Origin of the sequence: Methylobacter svalbardensis (genome assembly GCF_037671525.1) — a bacterium.
GTDB classification, from domain to species: domain Bacteria; phylum Pseudomonadota; class Gammaproteobacteria; order Methylococcales; family Methylomonadaceae; genus Methylobacter_A; species Methylobacter_A svalbardensis.
This window is the reverse complement of the sequence record NZ_JAWPOH010000015.1, coordinates 35,454-58,495: the sequence shown is the minus strand read 5'-3', so window position 1 is coordinate 58,495 and position 23,042 is coordinate 35,454. Positions and strand designations below refer to the sequence as shown.

Genomic DNA, 23,042 nt, shown 5'->3' with positions numbered 1-23,042 from the left:
TGATAAAAGAGCGCGAAGAAATTTTAACGGCCATCAAGGAAATTATGGTCGAGATGTTTGAGATGGACGAGCAGGCGATTACTTTGGAAGCTCGGCTGTACGACGACCTGGATTTCGACAGTATCGATGCGGTGGACATGATAGTCAGGCTTAAAGAAATGACCGGTAAATCGATCAAAGCCGAAGATTTTAAAACGGCGCGCACCATTGGCGATGTGGTCGAGGCGGTTTATAAGATGCTTAATGACTGATATGCGGTTTTTTGTAAACGGCGTGATGGGAGTATCGACGCTGTTATACCCGCTGGCGGTTTTTTTCGGCAGCCATTATTTTGAGCCCTGGAAAATAGCCGGCCTATTGATTGGGTTGCTGCTGGTCAGACTTGCGGCCAGTTATTCCCGTAAACACTGGAATACCCCGTTATTGATTGCCGGTATCGGTTATTGTCTATTTGCGATGTGGAGCAATCAATTAGGTACCTTGCTGTTTTATCCGCTTCTGGTTAATGCATTGATGTTGCTGATTTTCGGCTGGAGCTTATATTCCCCGCCCAGTTTGATTGAGCGTGTGGCGCGTCTACAGCACCCCGATTTGCCGCCGGAAGGCGTTATTTATACCCGCCGTGTGACTCAAGTCTGGTGCGGCTTCTTTATCATTAATGGCATCCTGGCATGGGTAACCGCTCTTTGGGCCAGTCTGGAAGTCTGGAGTTTATACAATGGTCTGATCGCTTATGTGTTGATGGGCGTTTTATTTGCCGCCGAATACCTGGTCAGGATGAGAACCCAGAAACATGTCAGATAAGCTGCTGCCGCTGTCCTGCTGTTTAATTAGCCAAAGGCCGGTTGTTGCGCCTGTTGCCTATCATTCAGGGCAGTATTATTCAGCAACGCAGTTTGCTAACGCGGTCAAATCCTGGGCCGATAAACTGCGAGCGCAACCGTTCCGGCATTACGCCTTGTACACCGAAGACGCCTATCCGTTTGCCGTGCTGTTGTTTGCGCTGTTGCACGCCGGTAAACAAATCTGGATACCTGGCAATAATCGCCCCGGCACCGCTGAGCAACTAGCACCAGACTGTCAGTTGTTGGGCGATTGGAAAAATGGAGAAAGTTTCGATGACTGCCTGGAAGCACCGGAGTGTTCCAGTCGGTCTTTATCGCCGTTAAATCCGTTGGATAAGCAGCTGGTTATTTTTACCTCCGGTTCTACCGGGCAGGCCAAACCGATAGTCAAATGCCTGAACCAGTTCCAGCTTGAAATCGCCACGCTGGAACAACGCTGGGGCGAACAGCTGGGCGAGGCGGCGGCACTGGCAACGGTCAGCCATCAGCATATCTATGGCTTGCTGTTTCGGGTGTTATGGCCGTTGTCGGCAGGGCGATGCTTTCATAGTCAGGCTTATATCAATCCTGAAACGCTGGTTCATGCGTTGCAACGCGAGCCGGCTTACTGGGTAGCCAGTCCTGCGCATTTAAAGCGCTTGGACCTACATTCACCCTGGGGCGGCATTGCCGAACTAAAGGGCATTTTCAGTTCCGGCGGTGCGTTACCGGAGACTGCCGCACACCAGATATTAACCGATGGCGGGCAGGCGGTGATTGAGATTTACGGCAGTTCCGAAACCGGGGGTATCGCCTGGCGTCAGCAGGATAAAGCATGGACGTTATTTCCCGGAATGAGCTTAAGTTGTATCGGTGGGAAATGGTTGCTGCATTCGCCTTATTTGCAAACAGAAAACGATTTTCAACTGGACGATAACATCACCCTGCTGGATGATGGCCGGTTTATGCTGCATGGACGCTCGGATCGCATCGTTAAAATCGAAGAAAAACGCTTGTCCTTGGTCGAGTTGGAGCAACGCTTGATGACTGCGCCGTGGATAGATGACGCTCATGCGTTGGTGATAACCAAAACCAGAGACACCGTCGCGGCGGTCGTAGTGTTAAGTTCTCTGGGTTTAGAACAGCTGGCAATCCAGGGCAGAAACCGGCTAATCAGGCAATTGCGCCAGGTACTTGAGCCATGGTTTGAGTCGGTGGTGTTGCCCAGAAAATGGCTGTTTGTCAACATCATGCCGCTAACGACTCAGGGCAAAATCAGGCAGCCGCTGTTAACAAGCCTGCTGGATTTTGATAACCGGAAACTCCCTCAGGTGCTCAATCTTGTAATAAATTCCGACGGCGTTCAGCTGGGTCTTAGAGTGCCGGAAGACTTGCTTTATTTTCCCGGCCATTTTCCCGGTTATCTGATCTTGCCGGGCGTGGTGCAACTGGCTTGGGTCGAACATTTCGGCAAACTGTTTTTTATTATCGATAAACCGTTTTCACATATGGAAGTCGTTAAATTTACCCAAGTCATCCAGCCGGACGATGAATTGACATTGTCGCTCGACTGGAACGCAACATCGGGAAAACTGTATTTTAAGTTCAGCTCAGAGCTCGGTATGCATAGTTCAGGGCGCATGGTTTACGAGGGAAATAAATGAAACCCTGCATCATAATCCCCGTTTACAACCACGAAGCCGCGATTTCCCATGTGCTTGCCAAATTAAAAAACTTCGGCATTCCGACGATACTGGTGAATGACGGCAGTTCGACGCTTTGTACTCAAGTCCTGGCAGACTGTGTCGAACGGGAACCGGATTGGCTCACGTTAATCCATCGTTTGGAAAATGGCGGCAAAGGCGCCGCCGTGCTGGACGGTTTTAAGGCGGCAGTGGCTTTGGGATTTAGCCATGCGCTCCAGATCGATGCCGATGGTCAGCACGAGGCTAACGATATTCCTGCCTTTCTTGAAGCAGGAGCGCAACATCCTGATGCGCTGATTTTGGGTCGGCCGCTGTTTGATAAAACTGCGCCCAAGAGCCGGGTTTTCGGTCGAGCCATGACCAATCTGTGGGTATGGATAAACACCTTGTCGTTCGAGATTGCGGACAGCATGTGCGGCTTTCGCTTGTATCCGTTGGCGGCAGTGGCTAGGTTAATCGGCGTTACCCACATGGCCAAGCGCATGGATTTTGATATCGACATACTGGTGCGCTTGTACTGGCAGGGCATCGATGTTGTCAATATACCCACTCGCGTGAATTATCCTTACGACGGCGTATCGCATTTCAAGTTGTGGCGGGATAATCTGATGATCTCAACAGCTCATGCCAAACTGTTTTTCGGCATGCTCACCCGCATTCCTCAATTGCTGGGCAGGCTTAGGTCATGAAAAAACCGTCGCATTGGGCAGACATGGGTGAATGGAGCCTGATTTGGGGCATACGTTTTTTGCTGCGCGTTTACCTGTTATTCGGGCGTAGGGTGTTGCAGTGGTTTTTATATCCGGTCGTCAGTTATTACTGGCTGGCGAACAAGCCGGCTAGAACGGCCAGTCAGGCCTATCTACAGCGCGTTGCAACGCTTTCGCCTGAATCCGATTTAACAGGAAATCTCCGGGACAGCTATCGACACTTCATCGGCTTTGCCAACGCCGTTATCGATAAATTGGCGGCCTGGTCAGGCGCGTTGTCGCTGGTCGACGTGGAGTATCGGGGGCGTGATGCCTTGCTGGCTCAGATCAAGACGGGGAGGGGCGCTATCCTGTTAGGTTCGCATTTGGGTAATCTTGAAGTCTGCCGCACGATTGCCGACCTGGATGGTGCGCCTCGTATTAACGTGCTGGTACACACCAAACATGCTGAAAAGTTCAATCAGCTGTTAAGGCAAACCAACGAGAACAGCGGCTTAAACCTGATCCAGGTGACCGAAATCAACGCTGCCACGGCAATGTTGCTGAACGATAAAATCGATAACGGTGAGTTGATCATTATTACCGCCGACCGGACGCCGGTCAGTCAAAGTTCGCGCGTGAGCCGGGCGGAATTTTTGGGTGCTGATGCGTTGTTTCCGCAAGGCCCGTTTATCCTGGCCGCATTGCTTAAGTGTCCGGTTTACACGCTGTTTTGCCTGAAACAACAGGGCAGGCAGGTGATCTATTTCGAGCATTTCAGCGATGGCTTAACGTTCCCCAGAAAAAACCGTGAGCAAGCCATGCAGCAAATCATTCAGCGTTATGCTCAGCGATTGGAGCATTATTGCTTAATGGAACCGTTACAATGGTTTAACTTTTTCGATTTTTGGCGGCTGGATGAATAATAAAAATACCGTGGTTTTTGATGGTCAGGCCTTGACCATTGAAGACATTTGTCAGATAGCTAAGCAATACGCGCAGATTGAATTGAGTCGGCAGCCGGACTTTATCGAACGCATCGACAAAGGCGCCCGCTTTATCGATAGCTTATTAAAGGAGGAAGGTTTTGTGTACGGCGTAACCACCGGTTACGGCGAGTCCTGCACGGTCTCGATTCCGCTGCATCTGGTCGAGCAACTGCCCAAACAGCTGTACACTTTCCATGGCTGCGGGCTGGGCGATCATTTTGATGTGGAGCAAACGCGGGCTATTTTGGCGGCACGCCTGACCAGTCTGGCGTGCGGTTTTTCGGGTGTGCGCTACAGGTTATTGCAGCAGCTGGCTGAATGTTTAAAACAGGACATTCTGCCGATGATTCCGCAAGAAGGCTCGGTCGGTGCCAGCGGTGATTTGACGCCATTGTCTTATGTGGCCGCCGTTCTGGCCGGTGAACGGGAGGTGTTTTATCAGGGCGAACGTCAACCCACGCAAAGCGTTTTTACGAAGCTTAAGATCGAAGCGCTGAGCTTAAAACCCAAAGAGGGTCTCGCGATTATGAACGGTACGGCCGCCATGACCGGCATCGCCTGTCTTGCCTATCAGCGCGCCGAGTATTTATCCCGCTTGACCACGCGCATCACCAGTCTGGCTTCGGTCGCCTTAAACGGCAATGCCTATCATTTTGATGAAAAACTGTTTTCGGTCAAGCCGCATCCCGGACAAAACCGCGTCGCCAAAAGGCTGCGGTCGGATCTGCAGTTGCAGCACAGTGCGCCGCGTCACGATACCCGCTTGCAGGATCGATATTCCCTGCGTTGCGCGCCGCATATCATCGGCGTGCTGGAAGATTCATTGCCCTGGCTGCGGCAGTTTATCGAAAATGAATTAAACAGCGCCAACGACAATCCGATTATCGATGCCGAAGGCGAACATGTCCTGCATGGCGGCCATTTCTATGGCGGACATATTGCCTTTGCGATGGATGCTCTTAAAACCGCGGTAGCCAATCTGGCCGATTTAATGGACCGGCAAATGGCGCAGTTGATGGATCCCAAATTCAATCAGGGCTTGCCCGCCAATCTGTCCGGCGCCACCGGCGAACAGGCCTTGTTGAGCCATGGCTTCAAGGCCTTACAAATAGCCGTATCCGCCTGGACCGCAGAAGCCCTTAAACTGACCATGCCCGCCAGCGTGTTTTCCCGCTCCACCGAATGCCACAATCAGGACAAAGTCAGCATGGGCACCATCGCCGCCAGGGATTGCATCCGCATTTTGGAGTTGACCGAACAAGTCGCCGTGGCGGTATTGTTAGCCGTTGTCCAGGGCGTTGAGTTGCGGGGTAATGTGGATAAGTTAAGCCCGGCTTTGCAAAAGACTGTTGAGCAACTGCGCGAACATAGCCCGTTTCTGACTGCTGACCGGGCGCTGGAACAAGAACTGCGGCTGTGTCTGGAGCTGATACGCAAGCAGCATTGGGATCTATATGACTAAAGGTAGGCATCAAGCAACTTCTCGTTCCCACGCGCCGCGTGGGAATGCAGTTCAGGGCGCGCTGCGCCCCGAGGATTAAACACGATGGGCTGTAGCCGCTACCGAATCTGCCATGAACAAGCCCCGCACTTTCTAACCTGCACCGTGCTGAACTGGATACCGTTGTTCACCCATCCGCAAACTGCAGGCATCATTTTGGACGCGCTACGATACCGGCACGAAGAACACGGCTGGAAAATATACGGCTATGTCAACCTGGAAAATCACCTTCATATGATTGTACAAGCAGAAAATTTGGCTTTGGAATTGCCGCACTTCAAATCCTACACGGCTCGCAAACTGATCGACCACCTGAAAGAATGCCGCGCCGAGCGGTTGTTGCAGCAGCTTGCTTTTTTCCGCAAGGATCATAAACGGCGGGATCGGGATTATCAATGCTGGGAAGAGGGATCGCACCCGCAGTTAATCGAAAACGAACAGGTGCTTCGGCAAAAGCTGGAGTATATCCATCAAAACCCGGTGAAACGGGGGTATGTGGATGAGCCTACGCATTGGCGGTATTCCAGTGCCAGGGATTACGCAGGTGTTGCCGGGTTGATTCCTGTTTTTAAGGGTTGGCTGTGATTCGCGGCGCAGCGCGCCTGGGCTGCATTCCCACGCAGCGCGTGGGAACGAGAGAAAAATTATGATTCACCAAACATCAATCGACCTACAAATTCCCTTCCATGATGTCGACATGATGGAAGTGGTCTGGCACGGGCATTATGCCAAGTATTTTGAAATAGCCCGCTGCGCGCTGCTGGAAAAAATCGATTACAACTATCCGCAAATGCGCGACTCGGGTTATGCATGGCCGGTGATCGATCTTAGCATCCGCTATGTGCAACCGGCGGTGTTCGGGCAGGTCATTACCGTAAAAGCACACATCGTCGAATGGGAAAACCGCTTGAAAATAAACTACCTGATCACCGATAAAAGCTCAGGCTTAAGACTGACCAAAGGTCATAGCGTTCAGGTGGCTGTAAACTTGGCAACGCGGGAAATGTGCTTTGCATCGCCTGCGGTGTTGTTTGAAAAACTCGGCCTGGAGATTGCTTGATGTTAATAAAAGCGCTGTTGCTGTTTTTATTGGCATTCGGCCAAGGCGTCGCGGGCGATATGGTATTGTCTGAGATCGCCGCACGCTTGGCGAAAACGCCGATTACCCAGGGCGATTTTCACCAGCAAAAACAGCTGAAGGTTTTGCGCAAGCCTTTAATTTCCACGGGGTCGTTTACTTACCATCAAAGCAATGGCGTTATCTGGAAGACCTTGACGCCGGTTGTTTCCTTGCTGTTGGTCAATGAATCGAAGTTGCTGACCGGGCAGGGCGAACAAGCGGTGCCGGCGGCTTTCGGCAAGGTTTTCAAGGCTATGTTGGGCGGTGACTTGGCGGCATTAAGCGACGGTTTTGTGATCACCGGAACCGATCAAAAAACGTCCTGGCAGCTGGCGTTAATCCCCAAGGATGAGATGCTGAAAAAGATCATCAGCACGATGGTGCTGTCGGGCGATACCGAGCTGCGTGATCTGGAAATACGCGAAGCAGGGGGTAATGTTACCCGCATTACTTTCGATAACATCACCCACCCGGAACGATTAAGCGATGAACAGGAAGCCGATTTTGAACGTTTATCACCCTAAGTTGACCGCAGGGCTTTGGCTGGTCGGAATGCTGGTCATCTGTATTCTCGGCAGTCAGGCTTTGACTAAAGACTGGCTGGAAACCAGTTTTTTAGCGTTATTGCCGACCAGCGAACAGCAGCCGGAAATCGCCAAAGCCACCCGGCAGCATAATCAGCTGCTGAACCGGAAAATAGTCTGGCTGGCGGGTGCTTCGACTTCCGGGGAAGCTATCAATCATGCGCAAAAACTTAAGCGGCAACTGGAACAAAGCCAGCTGTTTAACAAGGTGGTACTGGAGTTTCCCCAACAGCAATATATCCAGCAATATCAGCAGCTGTTCCCGTATCGCTATCAGCTGCTGGATGCGCAATCCCAAGAGATGCTGGTTAAAAACCCAGAAGATTTAATCAAACAAAATCTGGAGATACTGAACAGCCCTATCGGGCAGATGCAGGCGGCCGATCTGGAGCGCGATCCGTCGTTGCTATTCAGCCGTTATTTCAGCGCGCAACATCCGATCAAGTTAAATTTGGAGCAGGGTATCGTGGTGTTGTCCGACCAGCATCGGTTTTGGGCGCTGTTATTGACCGATTTGCAGGATGAAAGGTTGCAGCTGGATAAGCTGGAAACCCTGTCGAGCCTGGTTGACAGTACAACCGGGCAAGTCAAAGCGGCTGGCGGCGAGTTGCTGGCTTCCGGCATGCCGTTGTTTACCGCGCATGGCGCTGAGTCGGCCAAACAGGAAATTTCCACGGTCGGCATAGGTTCAAGTCTCGGCATTATCGTGTTGCTGTGGGTGACTTTCCGCAGCGTGCGGCCATTGCTGTTATCGAGCCTCGCAATCGGCAGCGGCCTGTTGGCCGCGTTGGTTATCTGCGTGCTGTTTTTCGGCAAGATACATATTCTTACCCTGGTTTTTGGAGCCAGCTTGATCGGCGTTGCTGATGACTATGCGCAACATTTTTTGTGCGACAGTTTTGGCGAGAAGGACTGGAATCCCCGAAAAGGCTTAAAGTTTATTCTGCCGGGACTGTCTTTAGGACTGTTAAGCAATCTGTTAAGTTACGCGGGCTTGGGATTTTCGCCGTTTCCAGGCTTGCAGGAAGTGGCGTTATTTTCCGCGATGGGGTTGCTGGTCGCCTGGCTGACGGTGGTATTGCTGTTTCCTTTACTGTTGGCGGGGTTCACATTCGATCATCAGCCGGGCATACTTAAACTAACAACCTATTGGGAGCAGCATTGGCCGCTTTGGGTAAGCAAAAACCGGCGCTGGCTAAGTCTACTGTTGACGGTTTTTATCGCGAGCGGTCTCTGGATGCTGACGCCGCAGGATGATGTACGCTTGCTGCAATCGCCACCGACCGAGTTAATCCGCACAGCCGATAAAATCCGGTCTTTGTTTCCGATGAGTCCCGACAACCAGTTTTTTCTGGTGTCGGGGAAGGATCAAAGCGACTGGCATCAAAATGAACAAAGACTGATCAAGCGTCTGGAAGCGTTAAAACAGCAAAAAGCGCTGGCTGCTTATGAAGGTTTGAGCGACTATTGGCCCGATGCGGATCGGCAGCAGCAAAATTATCAGCTGTTAAAGCACAAACTGTACGACTCAGGCTTGCTTGAGCGCTACATGACTGATCTCAGCTTTGACGAGACGGCTGTGAAAACTGAACTCAAGCAGTTTGCTGCAGCCGAGCGCAACACGCTGGCTTTGTCGGAATGGCTGGCGACTGCCGATGAAACTAAGCGGCAGTTATGGCTAGGCTGTGATTCCGGTCGCTGTCAAAGCACGGTGGCATTAATCGGGATCAGCGATGCTGGCGCATTAACGGCACTACAGGATTTGCCGGGCGTCATCTGGGTGGATCAGGTCGAGTCTTTATCATCCTTGTTTGCGCGTTATAGAATTAGGGCCAGCGGTTTGTTGCTGGTTGCGTTTTGTCTGGCATCGCTAGGCTTGGGTTTCAAGTTCGGTTGGCGCAATGGCGTAACCATCATGTCGGTGCCGGTTGCTGCGCTGGCGGTTTCGTTAGCTATGCTGGGCTGGTTCGACCAGTTATTCAGTCTGTTCAACCTGTTTGCATTGTTGCTGGTGTTGGGCATCGGCGTCGATTACGGACTGTTCTTTTTTATGGCGGGTGACAGGCGCGCCAGCACTTCTCTGGGGGTTACACTTTCGGCATTGACGACCTTGCTGGCGTTCGGCTTGTTAGCGGCAAGTTCTACCGAGATCGTGCATGCCTTTGGGTTTACCGTAACTGCCGGTATTGTAACGGCGCTGATGTGTGCGCCATTGATTGGGCTTAAGGAGTATAAAAATAAATATGACAAATAATAAAGGCGAAATTATCATTATCGGCGCCGGGCCATCCGGGAGTATCGCCGGTGCATTACTGCAAAACCAGGGCTTTCAGGTAACCATTCTGGAACGTCAGCTGTTTCCGCGATTCAGCATCGGCGAAAGCCTGTTGCCGCAATGCATGGAATTTATCAAACAGGCAGGGATGATGGACGCGTTAGTCAACGCCGGGTTTCAGTATAAAAACGGCGCGTCTTTCGCCTACCGGGACCTGAGAACCGAGTTTTCCTTTGAAGACAAATTCAGCCCCGGCATGGGCACCACGTTTCAGGTGCAGCGCGGCCGATTCGACAAACTGCTTGCCGATGAAGCCGTGCGCATGGGCGTCGACATACAGTGGCAGATGGAAGTGATAGCGGCCGATTTTGCAGCTAGCCGGCCGGAGCTTACGGTGCGCAACAGCCTGGGAGAGGTGATGACCTACCGTGCCGATTTTGTGCTGGATGCCAGCGGTTTCGGACGTATTTTGCCCAAGTTGCTGGATTTGGAATCGCCTTCCGGTTTTCCGGTCAGGCAAGCCTTATTCGGGCATATTGAAGACCGGATCGGGGATAGCCAATTTGACAGAAACAAAATCCGGATCACGGTGCATCCCGAGCATAAAGACGTCTGGTATTGGCTGATCCCGTTCAGCAATGGACGCAGCAGCGTGGGCGTGGTTGCCGAACCTGAATTTCTTCAAGGCTGGGACAATAACGATCAGGCCCTGAAGGACATCATCAATCAGGACCCCAGCTTGGCCGGCTTGCTCCAGAACGCGGTGTTCGATGAAAAAATCAATACCATTACCGGTTATTCCGCCAATGTCAAAAGCCTGTACGGCAAAGGCTATGCGCTGCTGGGCAATGCCGGTGAATTTTTAGACCCGGTGTTTTCATCCGGCGTCACTATTGCGATGAAATCGGCCAGCTTGGCGGCGGATGTTTTGGTCAGACAGTTTAACCATGAAGCCGTGGACTGGCAGCAGGATTACGCAGTACCCTTGCAGCGCGGCGTCGATACTTTCCGGGTGTTTGTCGATGCCTGGTATGACGGACGCTTTCAGGATGTTATCTTTCACTCAGGGCAGCAACCCGAAGTTAAGGCGATGATCAGTTCTATATTGGCCGGTTATGCCTGGGATGAAAATAACCCCTATGTCAAAAATGCCCAATCCAGGCTGGATACGCTGGCCGAGTTATGCCGATAAGCTTTATATTGTGGGGGCGACTTCAGTCGCCCAGTCAGTCATCACCTGCTGCTCAATACCGCATGGGTTGGGTTATGCTGATAAGGTTTCCAATGATTATTTCTTTACTATGGCTGATGTCCGGCTGTGCGCTGATGCAGCCAAAACAAGTTGCCGTTAAACCGGAATTGATGCCGGTCGCGCAGCCTTTAGGCCCGACCAGACGGATAGTGCAGCAAATAAACGCGGTGTGGGCGGATCGTGAGGAATCCCTGTTGGCGGTTCTGGAACTGGATGCGCAGCATATCGCGATGGCCGGGCTCAGTGATTCCGGCTTGAGTCTGTTCAATTTGACTTATGACGGCAGCACCGTGGTATCCGATAGGAGTCCGTTATTGCCGGAGTCGGTCAACCCGGAATTTATTATTACCGATCTGCAACTGGTTTATTGGCCGATTGCGATGTTGGAAAAAAATCTTCCGGCCGAATGGCGCTTGGAAGCCGGTCAGAACAAGCGCTTTTTATACGTCGGTGGTAAAAAACAAGTTGAAATTCATTATTTATCCGCCGATCCTGTTTGGCCTAAGGTTGTTGAATTGGTTAATTTTCGATACCACTATCGTCTACAGATTAAAACGATAAGTTATGACCTTATACCTGAATGATGTAGGTTTGTTGTGTGCGCTCGGCAATAGCAAAGCTGAGATTTTAAAGCGCTTGCTGGCCGGTGAACGGTCAGGCTTGACAGTAAGCGATGAGTTTGGGACTCGCTGTATTGTTGGTGCTGTAAGTTCCGATCTGCCTCAGATAGATGAACGTTACCGTATTTACAACTGCCGGAATAATCGCCTGCTGCTGGCCGCCTTAAGCCAGATCGAACCGACGGTGACCGACATGATCGCCCGGTTCGGCGCGGATCGTATCGGCATTGTGCTGGGCACCAGTACTTCGGGGGTGCGTAATACCGAACTGGCTTTGGCTTTTATGTCCAAAAACGGTGTATTGCCGGATCAGTTTCATTACAAGCAACAGCAAATGGGCGCCGGAGCGGATTTTCTGGCCGATTTTCTGGGCGTGAACGGCCCGGCCTACACGATTTCTACGGCCTGTTCTTCCAGCGGCAAGGCGTTTGCCTCGGCGCGGCGCTTAATCGGGCTGGATTTGTGCGATGCAGTGATAGTAGGCGGGGCCGACAGTTTATGCGGCTTGACCGTTAACGGCTTTGCGGCGCTGGAATCGATCAGTACCGGGCTGTGCAAGCCGTTCGGTCTGCACCGTGACGGCATCAATATCGGCGAAGCGGCCAGTTTGTTTGTGTTGAGTAAAGAGCCGGGACCGGTGGTATTGCAAGGCATAGGCGCAAGCAGCGATGCCTATCATTTTGCCGCGCCAGACCCGGATGCAACCGATGTGATCAGAGCCATGAAGCTTGCGCTGGACGATGCGGGCAAAACGCCGGCGCAAATCGATTATCTGAATTTGCACGGTACCGCCACGGTATTGAACGATGCGATGGAAAGCAAAGCGGTTAATGCCTTATTCGGATCGACAGTGGCCGCCAGTTCCAGCAAAGGCATGACCGGGCATACCCTAGGTGCCGCCGCCGCATTGGAATTGGCTTTTTGTTGGTTGTTACTGAGCAGTGACGATGAGCGAGGTACGCTGATTCCCAATAGTAACGACGATGAGCCGGATCCTGTTTTGTCTGCGTTACATCTGGTGAAACAGGGCGAAACATTGGGGCGTAGAATCGATATTTGTCAAAGCAACTCGTTTGCGTTTGGCGGCAATAACTTGTCTATTGTTGTGGGGCGGGCATGAACGCTATTGCCGACGACTGCATGGATGCAGGAGGTAGAGCAACGCAGGGAGCAGTTGCCGAGCTGATTCCGCATGCCGGCAGCATGGTGCTGCTGGATCGCATTATCGATTATGATGATCAGGGTTTGACTGCCGAACTTGTGGTGCGCGGCGATGGCTTGCTGGGCGATGATCAAAGCGTTCCCGCCTGGGTCGGTATTGAATACATGGCCCAAACCATAGCCGCCTATGCCGGGGTGATGGCAAAGAAAGTCAATGAGCCGATACGACTGGGTTTTCTGTTGGGAACCCGGCGTTACCGCAGTAATGTTGCCGCATTTAAGGTCGGCTCAACGTTAACGATACGGGTGAAAAACATCATGCAGGATGATAATTTAGGGGTTTTCGACTGCCGGATTCTAGGAGAGGGTGTGGAAGTTACGGCCAATCTCAATGTCTATCAACCTCCGTTAAACAATACATGAGTACATTATGAATAAAACTGTTTTAGTGACCGGCTCCAGTCGAGGTATCGGTAAAGCCATTGCGTTATATCTGGCCAAGCAGGGCTTTGATTTGGTCATCCATTGTCGCAGCCAGCATCTGCAAGTCGAGGAGGTCAAAGTCGAAATCGAGCAGCTGGGCCGGCTAGCCCGGGTTTTACAGTTCGATATTGCCGATCGCGCCCAATGCAGCGAACAAATCAATCGGGATATTGACAGCCACGGCGCTTATTACGGCGTGGTGTGCAATGCCGGTATTACGGCCGATAACGCCTTTCCGTCGCTGACCGGCGAACAGTGGGATAGCGTGATTCACAGTAATCTTGACGGCTTTTACAATGTGTTGCAGCCTGTAGTGATGCCGATGGTCAGACGGCGCAAGCCTGGGCGTATCGTCACCTTATCTTCGGTTTCCGGCTTGATGGGTAATCGTGGACAGGTCAATTACAGTGCGGCAAAAGCCGGTATTATCGGCGCGACCAAGGCGCTGGCCTTGGAATTGGCAAAGCGCGACATCACTGTCAATTGCGTGGCTCCGGGTCTTATCGAAACGGATATGGTCAGCGAGTTGCCGCTGGAGGAAATCAAAAAAATGATTCCGGCACGCAGGGTAGGGAGCCCCAAAGAAGTTGCTGCGGTCGTGGCTTTTTTAATGTCCGAGGATGCCGCGTATGTGACCCGGCAGGTCATTTCCGTCAATGGTGGTTTATGTTAAAGCGCGTGGTAGTGACCGGCATGGCCGGGATTTCGCCGATAGGCAATGACTGGACGCAGGTTGCCGAGCGCCTTAAAAACAAGGCTACCGGCATTCGCTTCATGCCGGACTGGGACAAGTACCAAGGCTTGAATACCCGCTTGGGTGCGCCCGTTGATTTCAGCAGGCCCGAGCATTATTCGCGCAAACAGATTCGCTGCATGGGGCGCATCGCCTTAATGGCGACTTATGCAACCGAATTGGCGCTGAATGACGCCGGTTTGTTAGATGATCCCTGTCTTAAAGACGGGCTTACGGGCGTAGCCTACGGTAGTTCATCGGGCAGCCCCGACGCGATTGCCGAGTTCGGCAACATGCTGCTCAACCACACTATCGACGGCTTGAATGCAACCTCGTATATCAGGATGATGGGCCATACCGCCCCGGTTAATATCAGCCTGTTTTTTGGCATAAACGGCAGGATTTACACGACCTCAAGCGCCTGTACCTCGGGCAGTCAGGGCATAGGTTATGCTTATGAGGCGATAAAATTCGGTCAGCAAAAACTGATGGTGGCGGGCGGTGCTGAAGAACTTTCGGCTATCCAGTCCGCAGTATTCGACACCTTGTTTGCAACCAGTCTTCGTAATGAGACGCCGGATAAAAGTCCCAGGCCGTTTGACCGTGATCGGGATGGTCTGGTCATCGGCGAGGGTGCCGGTACCTTGATATTGGAAGAGCTGGAACATGCCTTGGTGCGCGGCGCTCATATTCATGCCGAATTGGTGGGATTCGGCACCAATTCGGACGGCTTGCATGTTACCCAGCCTAACAGCGGCAGCATGCAGGTTGCGATGCGTCTGGCCTTGCAAGATGCCCAATTGGAAGCATCCGCGATCGGTTACATCAGTGCGCATGGCACGGCAACAAGCCACGGCGATGTCGCCGAAAGCCATGCGACCGCCGCGGTATTCGGCGATAAAACGCCGATCAGTGCGCTAAAAAGCTTTACCGGCCATACTCTGGGTGCTTGCGGTGCGCTGGAGGCCTGGGTGGCAGTCAATATGATGAATGAAGGCTGGTTTCATGCCACGGCTAATCTTGACAACATTGACCCTGAATGTGCCCGGCTGGACTACATCAAAGAGGATTTCCGCAAGATCGATTGCGACTATGTGATGAGCAACAATTTTGCTTTTGGAGGCATCAATACCTCTTTGATTTTTAAGCGTTGGGATAGCTAAACTAGAATAAGAAACCGGCAAGATCGATCAGTCAGCAAGATAGACAGGTTTTTTGTCCCACCTCTTGGCTGGATGATGGCAAAGAGTAGATGTTGTTTTGCAGTCCAAGGTTATCCACATTTTCTGTGGATAACTCTGTGGGTAAGCTGGAAATAAATGTCCTAACTATTCACTTCTTAAGCTCTTTTGTTAAATCGGTCAGATTGTAGCCAGTGTCTGGTTACATCTGATCATAATTTTAACAATCAATAGCTTAGCTTAAGTAATGGTGGTTTTATTGCCGTTTTTACATAGGTGGAATGAGGTTTTGAAGCTATGCTGCTGAAACAAATATATATTGCACTCGCCTGTGGAAAAGGCGGTGGCATGAATTTGTTGTCAAGCATTATTTTTTGAAATATGCGGGACTTGATTATTCAACCTAGGGATTGGATTTGTTGACGGGTTGAAGTCAGTGTTCGGCTAAAGGGGGCTATTTAACAATAGAAAGTGTCAGTGGAGAGATTGTAACAAGAGTCAGGATGAGGCCTAAAAATCCTGCAAATGCAAGGTCTTTGATGTTCTTGAAGGGGAGTTATTACTGCTGCTAACATTCGGGGGGGCGACCGGGTAGGCTGGTCGCCCAGATAGCTCAGCTATATTCCCGAGTCGCTGCTAAGGCAGCTGAGTAATCAGGTGGATAGTGGCTTATGTCATTAATGCTTTAATGGCGTCTGCCATTTTTGCCGGCAGTCGTATCTTCAAATTTAACCTTTAAAGGTTTTCCGCAATATAGATTGCCATCCAGTGCGGCGATCGCGGCTCTTGCTTCGTGCCCTTCCATTCCGATAAAACCGAATCCTCGGCATTTTCCGCTAAATATATCGGAAATAAGTTGAATGGAGCGAACTTTTCCGTATTCGGAAAATAAAGCCTGTACAGTTTCTTCAGTGGCTTCGCTAGGTAAGTTTCCTACAAAAATTCGTTTCAAAAGACATGTCCTAAATTAGGGGGTGAGTTGATTGACCGGGTTATCCGGTTATGCCACAACCCCGCTTATTATTAATACGCGGGGTTGTGTGTCGGAACGTAAGGCGGATTAAGCTGCGCTTACTTGTGATGCTTGTGGGCCTTTAGGGCCTGATTCTACGTCATACTTAACCGCTTGGCCTTCAGCCAATGTGCGGTAACCGCCGTCGCTTGCGATTGCAGAAAAGTGTACGAACACGTCTGCGCTACCATCGCTAGGAGAAATAAAACCGAAACCTTTAGATTCGTTAAACCACTTAACAGTACCTGTTGCCATGTAAATTACCTATATATAAATCAATGAAAATGTTTGATTGAAAATCATGCTGGGCAAATTTAAAGAGAAAAGCGAATGGAATTTCTGAAAAGTGCTGAATAACATGAAAAACTTACAGTAGAAGCCTCACGTTTGTATGGAGTGCTGTCTACTAGGAGTTGCATTATAGAGACTAATCCCCCGTATAGCCATTGAAAGTTTATAATGTGGTGTTTTCAGTAGGGATTAAGGATGCTGATTAGCAAGCTGTTTCAGCCGGGTGTGATTAAAAAATACAGGGAATTGATGGCAATATGATGTAGCGGAGACCTTGCCATTCATGCCGGTGCTGGCTGATGTTTTGTGCTAAGGGTGTTGATGCGTAACAATGTCTCATTGATCCTTTATCCAGTTTATAACTTGTTTTTTCTTACCATGAAAGACATGAAGATAATGAAGAAAAGAGGATTTGGCGATGTGTCGAATAAGGATTTCTAATCAACTTTACTGTAAATCTATTAAAGCAGGGACTAAAAAGTGTTGTTTTATAAAATCATCTCTATAGAAAACGCAGGAAGTCAATGCAGTAAATTCTTCAAACCCTTCATGCTCTTCATGGTAAAAACAAATGACATTCCCTGAAATCAAGGCCCCGTGCTAATCAGGAAAAGGTATTGATTGATAAACCGTTAATGATGGTTTCTACGGTCGGCGTTATTGTCATCGTGACGATCATTACTTCTATCGCGTTGTTGCTGATGTTTCTGGTAATTATTGCCCTGGCGGGGGATGGTATTGTGCTGATCATGACGTTCATGACGTTCATGACGTTCATGACGATCATGCTGATCATGCTGATCATGATCGTCATGATGTGGAGAATAGGCTCTGCCATGGCCTCCTTCATAATGATTTGGTCTTTCGCCGTAATAGTTTCTGTGCACAACGGTATATCCGCTGCTATAACCTCTATTATCAGGATAATACGAATGCTGCTGTGGATGATGGGCACAAGCGGAAAGCAGCAGCGCAAAACCGACGAGCAGTATTTTTTTAACGATGGTATTCATGCTTATAGTCCGTGATGGTTAATCCGAGCTAAAGAATATCCGGCATTCGATGAATGCCGAATGAACAAAAATAGTGTGATTACAGGTAATCACATGCACATAATTAAAAGGAATATCATGAAACACCAAGTAGTTGACGCAAGAATCACCCCTGAAGGCCGTCTGGATGTATTGTCCATGGCCGAAGTCACCAAATTGCTAGACACCAGTCAGGGCGGGTTGTACCGGTTGTTTCGCAATTGCTCGCTCGCGGTATTAAACTGCGGCAGCACCATGGATGACGGCAAGGAATTGCTGGAACGCTATCCCGATTTCGAGATACGCGTCGTTCAGGAGCAGCGCGGAATCAAGCTGGATGTCAAGTCTGCCCCCGCTCATGCTTTTGTAGACGGAAAAATGATCAAGGGCATCAATGAGCATTTGTTTGCGGTGCTGCGCGACATTATCTACGTCAGTGACGAGATCAATAATAATCCGAGGTTTGATCTGGACAGTTCGGACGGCATCAGCAGCGCCGTATTTCATATCTTGCGCAATGCCAATATTCTGCGCCCGATGACCACGCCAAATCTGGTGGTGTGCTGGGGTGGGCATTCAATCAGCCGTAAGGAATATGATTACACCAAGACCGTCGGTCACGAGATGGGGCTACGCGGGCTGGATGTTTGCACCGGTTGCGGGCCGGGTGCGATGAAAGGTCCGATGAAGGGAGCGACCATCGGTCACGCCAAACAACGGATAAAAAACGGCCAGTATTTGGGGATAACCGAACCCGGCATTATTGCCGCCGAATCGCCTAACCCGATAGTCAACGAACTGGTGATCCTGCCGGATATTGAAAAACGTTTGGAAGCCTTTGTTCGTACCGGGCATGGCATCGTGGTGTTTCCCGGCGGTGCAGGTACGGCGGAGGAGATACTTTATCTTCTCGGTATTCTGTTGCATCCTGATAATAAAGACATGCCGTTTCCGCTGATATTTTCCGGTCCTGACAGTTCAGCAGAGTATTTCAAGGAAATAGACCTGTTTATTGCGGGCACCTTGGGTAAATCGGCACAACAGCGTTACAAAATCATTATTGATAATCCGGTGCTGGTCGCTCGGGAAATGCATGCAGGCATCCAGCAGGTACGCCAATTTCGCAAAGAAAATGGCGATGCCTACTATTTCAATTGGCTGCTTAAGATCGACCATGGGTTTCAACAGCCGTTTATACCGACGCATGACAACATGAGAAATCTGGCCTTGCACAAGGATCAGGAAAATCATCAGCTCGCCGCGAACCTGCGCCGGGTGTTCTCTGGCATCGTGGCGGGTAATGTAAAAGACGAGGGCATACGCGCCATCGAACAATACGGGCATTTCGAAATTCGCGGCGATGAAGACATTATGGCGCTGATGGATTCGTTGTTGGCCTCATTTGTCGCACAACATCGAATGAAGTTGCCGGGGAAGAAATATTTGCCGTGCTATAAAATTGTCAAATAATGAGGGTTATTTGTAAGGTACGCTACGCGTACCTTTCCAAACAAGACGCTGCTGCATTCCCGCGTTTGAGCGTGGGAACGATACTTTTATGAAAGTCATCCTGACCGAAAAACCCTCAGTCGCTCGCGACATCGCCAAGTGCCTGGGAATCAACAATAAACGTGACGGCTATTTTGAGGGCAACGGCTATCAAATTACCTGGGCGTTCGGTCATCTGGTCGAATTGAAAGAACCGGATGAATACGACAAATCATGGAAACGCTGGTCGTTGGAATCCCTGCCCATCATACCGGAACCATTCGGCTTAAAAGCCCGAGGCGATGCCTCCGCGCAAAAACAGCTCAACATCATCAAACACTTGTTCAAAGCGGCCGATGAAATTATCTGTGCGACCGATGCGGGAAGGGAGGGGGAGTTGATTTTCAGGTACATCTTGTCCTGGACAGGATGCATCGATAAACCGTTCAAACGCCTTTGGATCAGCTCCTTAACCGACGATGCGATACGCAAAGGCTTTGCCGGCTTGCAGGAAGGTCGTGCTTACGACGGACTATATCGCGCCGCCAAATGCCGCAGTGAATCGGACTGGATAGTCGGCTTAAATGCCACTCGGCTGTATACGCTGAAGTTCGGTCAGCAAGGCAGCTTATGGACCATAGGCCGGGTGCAGACGCCGGTATTGGCGCTGATCGTGCAAAAAGATGCGGATATCAGTAGTTTTATACCCAAGGATTTTTGGGAATTGCATACGCTGTACCGGGATGCCGATTTTCAATATGTCGGCGGGCGATTCGATCACAAAACCGATGCAGAAACACGACTAAGCCAAATCGAGGGACGGGATTTTCAGATTACCGAGGTCAAAGGCAAGAAGGAAACACTCAGTCCGCCGTTATTGTACGATTTGACCGATCTGCAAAAAGACATGAGCATCCGTCATGGTCTGACTGCCGATCAAACCTTAAGCTGTACCCAGCAGTTATACGAGAAAAAACACGTCACCTATCCGCGTACCGACAGTCGTTGTTTAACCAACGACATGAAGCCGGGCATGAAACCCTTGTTAACCAAATTAAGCGCGAATTTTGGACCGCAGATTGAGCCGCTCAATCTCGATAAACTGACGCTGAGCAGCCGCATATTTAATGACGCCAAAGTCACGGATCACCATGCGATCATACCCACGACCCTATTGCCGGGTTCGTTGTCGGGTCATGAAGCCAAAGTCTATGAAGCGATAGTCCAGCGCTTTATTGCGGCGTTTTATCCGCCCTGCATCAAGCAAATTACTACCGTGCTAGGCGAGGTTTGTGGGGGCGAGGCTAGGTGTCCAGTCAGTGAGAAACCTGTTGGTCAAAGGGCGACTGAAGTCGCCCCCACAGCCGCAGTAAAATTTAAAACCACCGGCACGATCATCGAAGCGCCCGGTTGGCAGGTATTGTATAAAAACGATGCGGCTGGCCAGCGTTCCCACGCGGAGCGTGGGAACGAGATAAAAATCCTGCCCAACTTTGTCAAGGGCGAAACCGGCCCGCAACGGCCGTCGATCAGTCAGGGCAAAACCACGCCGCCAAAGCCCTATAACGAAGCGAGCTTGCTGAGCATCATGGAATCGGCCGGTAAAACCTGCGACGACGAACAACTCAAGGAAGCGTTAAAAGAAAAAGGCTTGGGCACGCCGGCAACCCGAGCCTCGATTATCGAGGTGTTAATCAAGCGCAACTATATTCAGCGGCAAAAAAAGGCCCTGTTAAGCACCGAATCGGGACGGCATTTAATCTCCATCATCGCCGACAACAGGTTAAAGTCAGCGGCCATGACCGGCGAATGGGAGGCCAAGCTCAAAAAAATAGAACACTACGATTACGACCCTGACCGGTTCATGGCCGAAATCATTCAATTTACCCAGAAAATAAAAGACGAGTCGGACAAGCCGCTTTACGATCAAAGCCGCTTCGGCGACTGCCCGTTGTGCCAAAAACCCATCATCGAAGGCAGAAAAGGCTACGGTTGCAGCGATTGGAAAGCCGGTTGCCGGTTTGTGCTATGGAAGGAGATGTATGGCGCGCCGGTTACACGTGACATGGCTTGCCAATTGTTACAAAACAGCCGAACCCTGCACAGTTACGCGATCAAGCTGGACGATGAGGTGTTTAATGCTCAATTGACGCTCAATAAACAGGGCGAAACAGGCTATGTTAAAGCCGAGTCAGGGCAGCGGCCAGTCGTAAAAGAAGCTCTTGCCGATTGCCCTCTCTGTAACGGAAAAATCATTGAAACCGCAAAAGCCTACAGCTGTAGCGAATGGCGTAGCGGCTGCAAAATGACGATCTGGAAAACCGTTGCGCATAAAAAAATCACTGTAGCGATGGCTAAAAAATTACTCGGCAAGGGCGAGACGGGGATCATAAAAGGCTTTAAGTCCGCTAAAGGCACAGAGTTTGAAGCCAACCTGAAACTGGTCGAGGGGAAGGTTGAAATGGATTTTGCGGGGCGTTAGTAACGTGCATCAAGTAAGTTGGCAATTTCAGCCAATTAAATGATGCACGTTCCTAGGAGGCTGTTCGAGCGTCGCTGGTATGCGCGTGAGTAATAACAGTTATTAAAATCTCGCTGTTTATTTATCTACTTTAATCGCCAGAAATATTGGATTGCCCTGACGCTGGATCAAAACAGCAACTGATTTACCTGCAGGGAGTTTTTTGACGGTTTTTTCAAAATCGGCTGCATCCCGGATGACGTTGTTCTGAATGCGTAAAATGACATCGCCACGCTGAATTCCGGCGTTTTTGGCGGGACCTTTAGCGACATCCTGCACTAATACGCCGTTTTTAGTCATCTGCAAAGCATCTCTTTGTGCATCGGTTAAATCAATGACGTTAACACCCAGTCGGTTACGGGGCAGTTTTGGCGCTGTTTTAGCGTCGGCCAATTTATTAATTTCATCCGGCAACAGACCGACTTTAAAGTCGATGGTTTTAATCTCACCTTGCCGGATGATTTTTAAGGTGGCTTTTTCATTAATCGGCGTTATGCCGACCATGGGCGGCAAAGCACCTGAACTGTCAATCGGCTGACCGTTAAATTCGGTAATAACATCGCCGATTTGCAATTCGGCTTTTTCTGCAGGACTGCCGGGCAGGACTTTGGAAATCAACGCTCCCAGTGGTTGTTTCATACCGAACGATTCAGCCAGTTCTCGGGTGACGTCTTGTATCTGAACACCTAGCCAGCCATGCGCCGCTTTACCGGTAGCTTTTATTTGATCGACAACATTCATCACCACGTCCATGGGTATGGAGAATGAAAGCCCCATAAAACCGCCGGTACGGCTGTAAATCTGGGAGTTGATGCCAACGACTTTGCCTTCCATATTAAACAACGGCCCGCCTGAATTACCCGGATTGATGGCTACGTCGGTCTGTATGAACGGTACATAGTTCCCGCCGGGCAAACTGCGCCCTTTGGCGCTGACGATACCGGCTGTCGCTGATTGCTCAAAGCCAAACGGTGAGCCTATTGCCAGCACCCATTCGCCTACCTGTAGTTTGTTGGGGTCACCAATGGTCACGGCGGGCAAGTCTTTAGCCTCGACCTTTAGTAGCGCAACATCGGTACGCGCATCGGAGCCGATGAGTTTGGCTGTCAGTTCTCGGCGGTCGGAAAATTTAACCACAATTTCATCGGCATCTTTTACTACATGATGATTGGTTAACACGTAACCGTCCGCTGAAATAATAAATCCCGAGCCTAAGGACGTTGTATCTCTGGGAGTATAGCCATCGCCCTGCTCATTTAAAAAACGTTTAAAAAACTCTTCCAGTTCGGGAGGTATGCCTTCCGGCAGCGGCGGCTGTTCTTCTTCAGGGGCATTTTCAGCCTCAGGCAGCGCTTTTTGGGTGGTGCTGATGTTGACCACGGCTACGCCACTGGTTTTTACCATTTCGGTAAAATCCGGTAATTGTGCTATTGCGCTTTGAGTAAACAAAACAATCAGAAAAAAATACCACTTAACATTCTTGAGCATAAAAATCTCCATTTACTACTTAATGAAATAACTTATATTAAAAAATAACGTAACTATTCAGCAGATGCTGACTTTATGAATGGAACACGGATA

The 23,042-nt window shown here is 50.3% G+C and carries 22 protein-coding genes; 19 read left to right on the top strand and 3 right to left on the bottom strand.

Going from position 1 to position 23,042, the window contains the following annotated elements; genetic code table 11:
• The first annotated feature begins 2 nt into the window (after nt 1–2).
• The 16 genes from RW114_RS08230 to RW114_RS08155 all read left to right on the top strand — a co-directional run bounded on the left by RW114_RS08230 (nt 3) and on the right by RW114_RS08155 (nt 15,100).
• Nucleotides 3–251, top strand: coding sequence for an acyl carrier protein (locus tag RW114_RS08230; RefSeq protein ID WP_305269307.1), 249 nt, complete (start codon nt 3–5; stop codon nt 249–251).
• On the top strand, nt 244–804 hold the full coding sequence (locus RW114_RS08225) for a COG4648 family protein (protein ID WP_340122268.1): 561 nt from the start codon (nt 244–246) through the stop codon (nt 802–804). The genes RW114_RS08230 and RW114_RS08225 overlap by 8 nt, the downstream gene beginning before the upstream one ends.
• Nucleotides 794–2,488 (top strand): ApeI family dehydratase, encoded by a 1,695-nt coding sequence (locus tag RW114_RS08220; RefSeq protein ID WP_340122267.1) that lies wholly within the window; start codon nt 794–796, stop codon nt 2,486–2,488. Before RW114_RS08225 ends, RW114_RS08220 begins: the two co-directional genes overlap by 11 nt.
• Nucleotides 2,485–3,219 (top strand): glycosyltransferase family 2 protein, encoded by a 735-nt coding sequence (locus tag RW114_RS08215; RefSeq protein ID WP_340122266.1) that lies wholly within the window; start codon nt 2,485–2,487, stop codon nt 3,217–3,219. The genes RW114_RS08220 and RW114_RS08215 overlap by 4 nt, the downstream gene beginning before the upstream one ends.
• Nucleotides 3,216–4,145 carry an LpxL/LpxP family acyltransferase gene (locus RW114_RS08210; protein WP_340122265.1) on the top strand — a complete coding sequence of 310 codons (930 nt, stop codon included), beginning with the start codon at nt 3,216–3,218 and terminating at the stop codon, nt 4,143–4,145. Before RW114_RS08215 ends, RW114_RS08210 begins: the two co-directional genes overlap by 4 nt.
• Nucleotides 4,138–5,670: an HAL/PAL/TAL family ammonia-lyase gene (locus tag RW114_RS08205; RefSeq protein WP_340122264.1), complete on the top strand. Its 1,533-nt coding sequence runs from the start codon at nt 4,138–4,140 to the stop codon at nt 5,668–5,670. Before RW114_RS08210 ends, RW114_RS08205 begins: the two co-directional genes overlap by 8 nt.
• Before the next feature lie 84 nt (nt 5,671–5,754).
• On the top strand, nt 5,755–6,294 hold the full coding sequence (locus RW114_RS08200; RefSeq protein ID WP_340122263.1) for an REP-associated tyrosine transposase: 540 nt from the start codon (nt 5,755–5,757) through the stop codon (nt 6,292–6,294).
• A gap of 61 nt (nt 6,295–6,355) precedes the next feature.
• Entirely contained in the window at nt 6,356–6,769 is a 414-nt protein-coding gene (locus tag RW114_RS08195) for an acyl-CoA thioesterase (protein WP_340122262.1), read from the top strand.
• A complete protein-coding gene (locus tag RW114_RS08190) occupies nt 6,769–7,353 on the top strand; it encodes an outer membrane lipoprotein carrier protein LolA (protein ID WP_340122261.1) in 585 nt (194 codons plus the stop codon). Before RW114_RS08195 ends, RW114_RS08190 begins: the two co-directional genes overlap by 1 nt.
• Entirely contained in the window at nt 7,334–9,667 is a 2,334-nt protein-coding gene (locus tag RW114_RS08185) for an MMPL family transporter (RefSeq protein WP_340122260.1), read from the top strand. The genes RW114_RS08190 and RW114_RS08185 overlap by 20 nt, the downstream gene beginning before the upstream one ends.
• Complete coding sequence (locus tag RW114_RS08180) at nt 9,657–10,880, top strand: NAD(P)/FAD-dependent oxidoreductase (protein ID WP_340122259.1); 1,224 nt, start codon at nt 9,657–9,659, stop codon at nt 10,878–10,880. Before RW114_RS08185 ends, RW114_RS08180 begins: the two co-directional genes overlap by 11 nt.
• Before the next feature lie 92 nt (nt 10,881–10,972).
• On the top strand, nt 10,973–11,524 hold the full coding sequence (locus RW114_RS08175) for a DUF3261 domain-containing protein (protein ID WP_340122258.1): 552 nt from the start codon (nt 10,973–10,975) through the stop codon (nt 11,522–11,524).
• Nucleotides 11,505–12,680 (top strand): beta-ketoacyl-ACP synthase, encoded by a 1,176-nt coding sequence (locus tag RW114_RS08170; RefSeq protein WP_340122257.1) that lies wholly within the window; start codon nt 11,505–11,507, stop codon nt 12,678–12,680. Before RW114_RS08175 ends, RW114_RS08170 begins: the two co-directional genes overlap by 20 nt.
• Nucleotides 12,677–13,144, top strand: a complete 468-nt coding sequence (locus RW114_RS08165; protein ID WP_340122256.1) for a hotdog family protein — start codon at nt 12,677–12,679, stop codon at nt 13,142–13,144. Before RW114_RS08170 ends, RW114_RS08165 begins: the two co-directional genes overlap by 4 nt.
• Before the next feature lie 7 nt (nt 13,145–13,151).
• Nucleotides 13,152–13,877 carry a 3-oxoacyl-ACP reductase FabG gene (gene fabG / locus RW114_RS08160; RefSeq protein ID WP_340122255.1) on the top strand — a complete coding sequence of 242 codons (726 nt, stop codon included), beginning with the start codon at nt 13,152–13,154 and terminating at the stop codon, nt 13,875–13,877.
• Nucleotides 13,871–15,100 carry a beta-ketoacyl-ACP synthase gene (locus RW114_RS08155; protein ID WP_340122254.1) on the top strand — a complete coding sequence of 410 codons (1,230 nt, stop codon included), beginning with the start codon at nt 13,871–13,873 and terminating at the stop codon, nt 15,098–15,100. The genes fabG and RW114_RS08155 overlap by 7 nt, the downstream gene beginning before the upstream one ends.
• 703 nt (nt 15,101–15,803) lie before the next feature.
• On the opposite strand, the gene RW114_RS08150 is transcribed toward RW114_RS08155, so the two are convergent.
• Together RW114_RS08150 and RW114_RS08145 are read right to left on the bottom strand one after the other, a co-directional pair.
• Entirely contained in the window at nt 15,804–16,070 is a 267-nt protein-coding gene (locus RW114_RS08150) for an RNA recognition motif domain-containing protein (protein ID WP_340122253.1), read from the bottom strand.
• A gap of 108 nt (nt 16,071–16,178) precedes the next feature.
• Complete coding sequence (locus RW114_RS08145; protein ID WP_305269179.1) at nt 16,179–16,385, bottom strand: cold-shock protein; 207 nt, start codon at nt 16,383–16,385, stop codon at nt 16,179–16,181.
• A gap of 653 nt (nt 16,386–17,038) precedes the next feature.
• On the opposite strand from RW114_RS08145, the gene RW114_RS08140 reads away from it, so the two are divergent.
• From RW114_RS08140 to RW114_RS08130, 3 genes are all read left to right on the top strand, one after another.
• Nucleotides 17,039–17,449 (top strand): hypothetical protein, encoded by a 411-nt coding sequence (locus RW114_RS08140; protein ID WP_340122252.1) that lies wholly within the window; start codon nt 17,039–17,041, stop codon nt 17,447–17,449.
• 102 nt (nt 17,450–17,551) lie between these two features.
• Nucleotides 17,552–18,922 carry a nucleotide 5'-monophosphate nucleosidase PpnN gene (ppnN, locus tag RW114_RS08135; protein ID WP_340122251.1) on the top strand — a complete coding sequence of 457 codons (1,371 nt, stop codon included), beginning with the start codon at nt 17,552–17,554 and terminating at the stop codon, nt 18,920–18,922.
• 88 nt (nt 18,923–19,010) lie between these two features.
• The gene (locus RW114_RS08130) at nt 19,011–21,422 is read left to right on the top strand and encodes a type IA DNA topoisomerase (protein WP_340122250.1); all 2,412 of its coding nucleotides are present in this window, start codon (nt 19,011–19,013) and stop codon (nt 21,420–21,422) included.
• A gap of 117 nt (nt 21,423–21,539) precedes the next feature.
• On the opposite strand, the gene RW114_RS08125 is transcribed toward RW114_RS08130, so the two are convergent.
• Nucleotides 21,540–22,949, bottom strand: a complete 1,410-nt coding sequence (locus tag RW114_RS08125; protein WP_340122249.1) for a DegQ family serine endoprotease — start codon at nt 22,947–22,949, stop codon at nt 21,540–21,542.
• Nucleotides 22,950–23,042 lie beyond the last annotated feature (93 nt).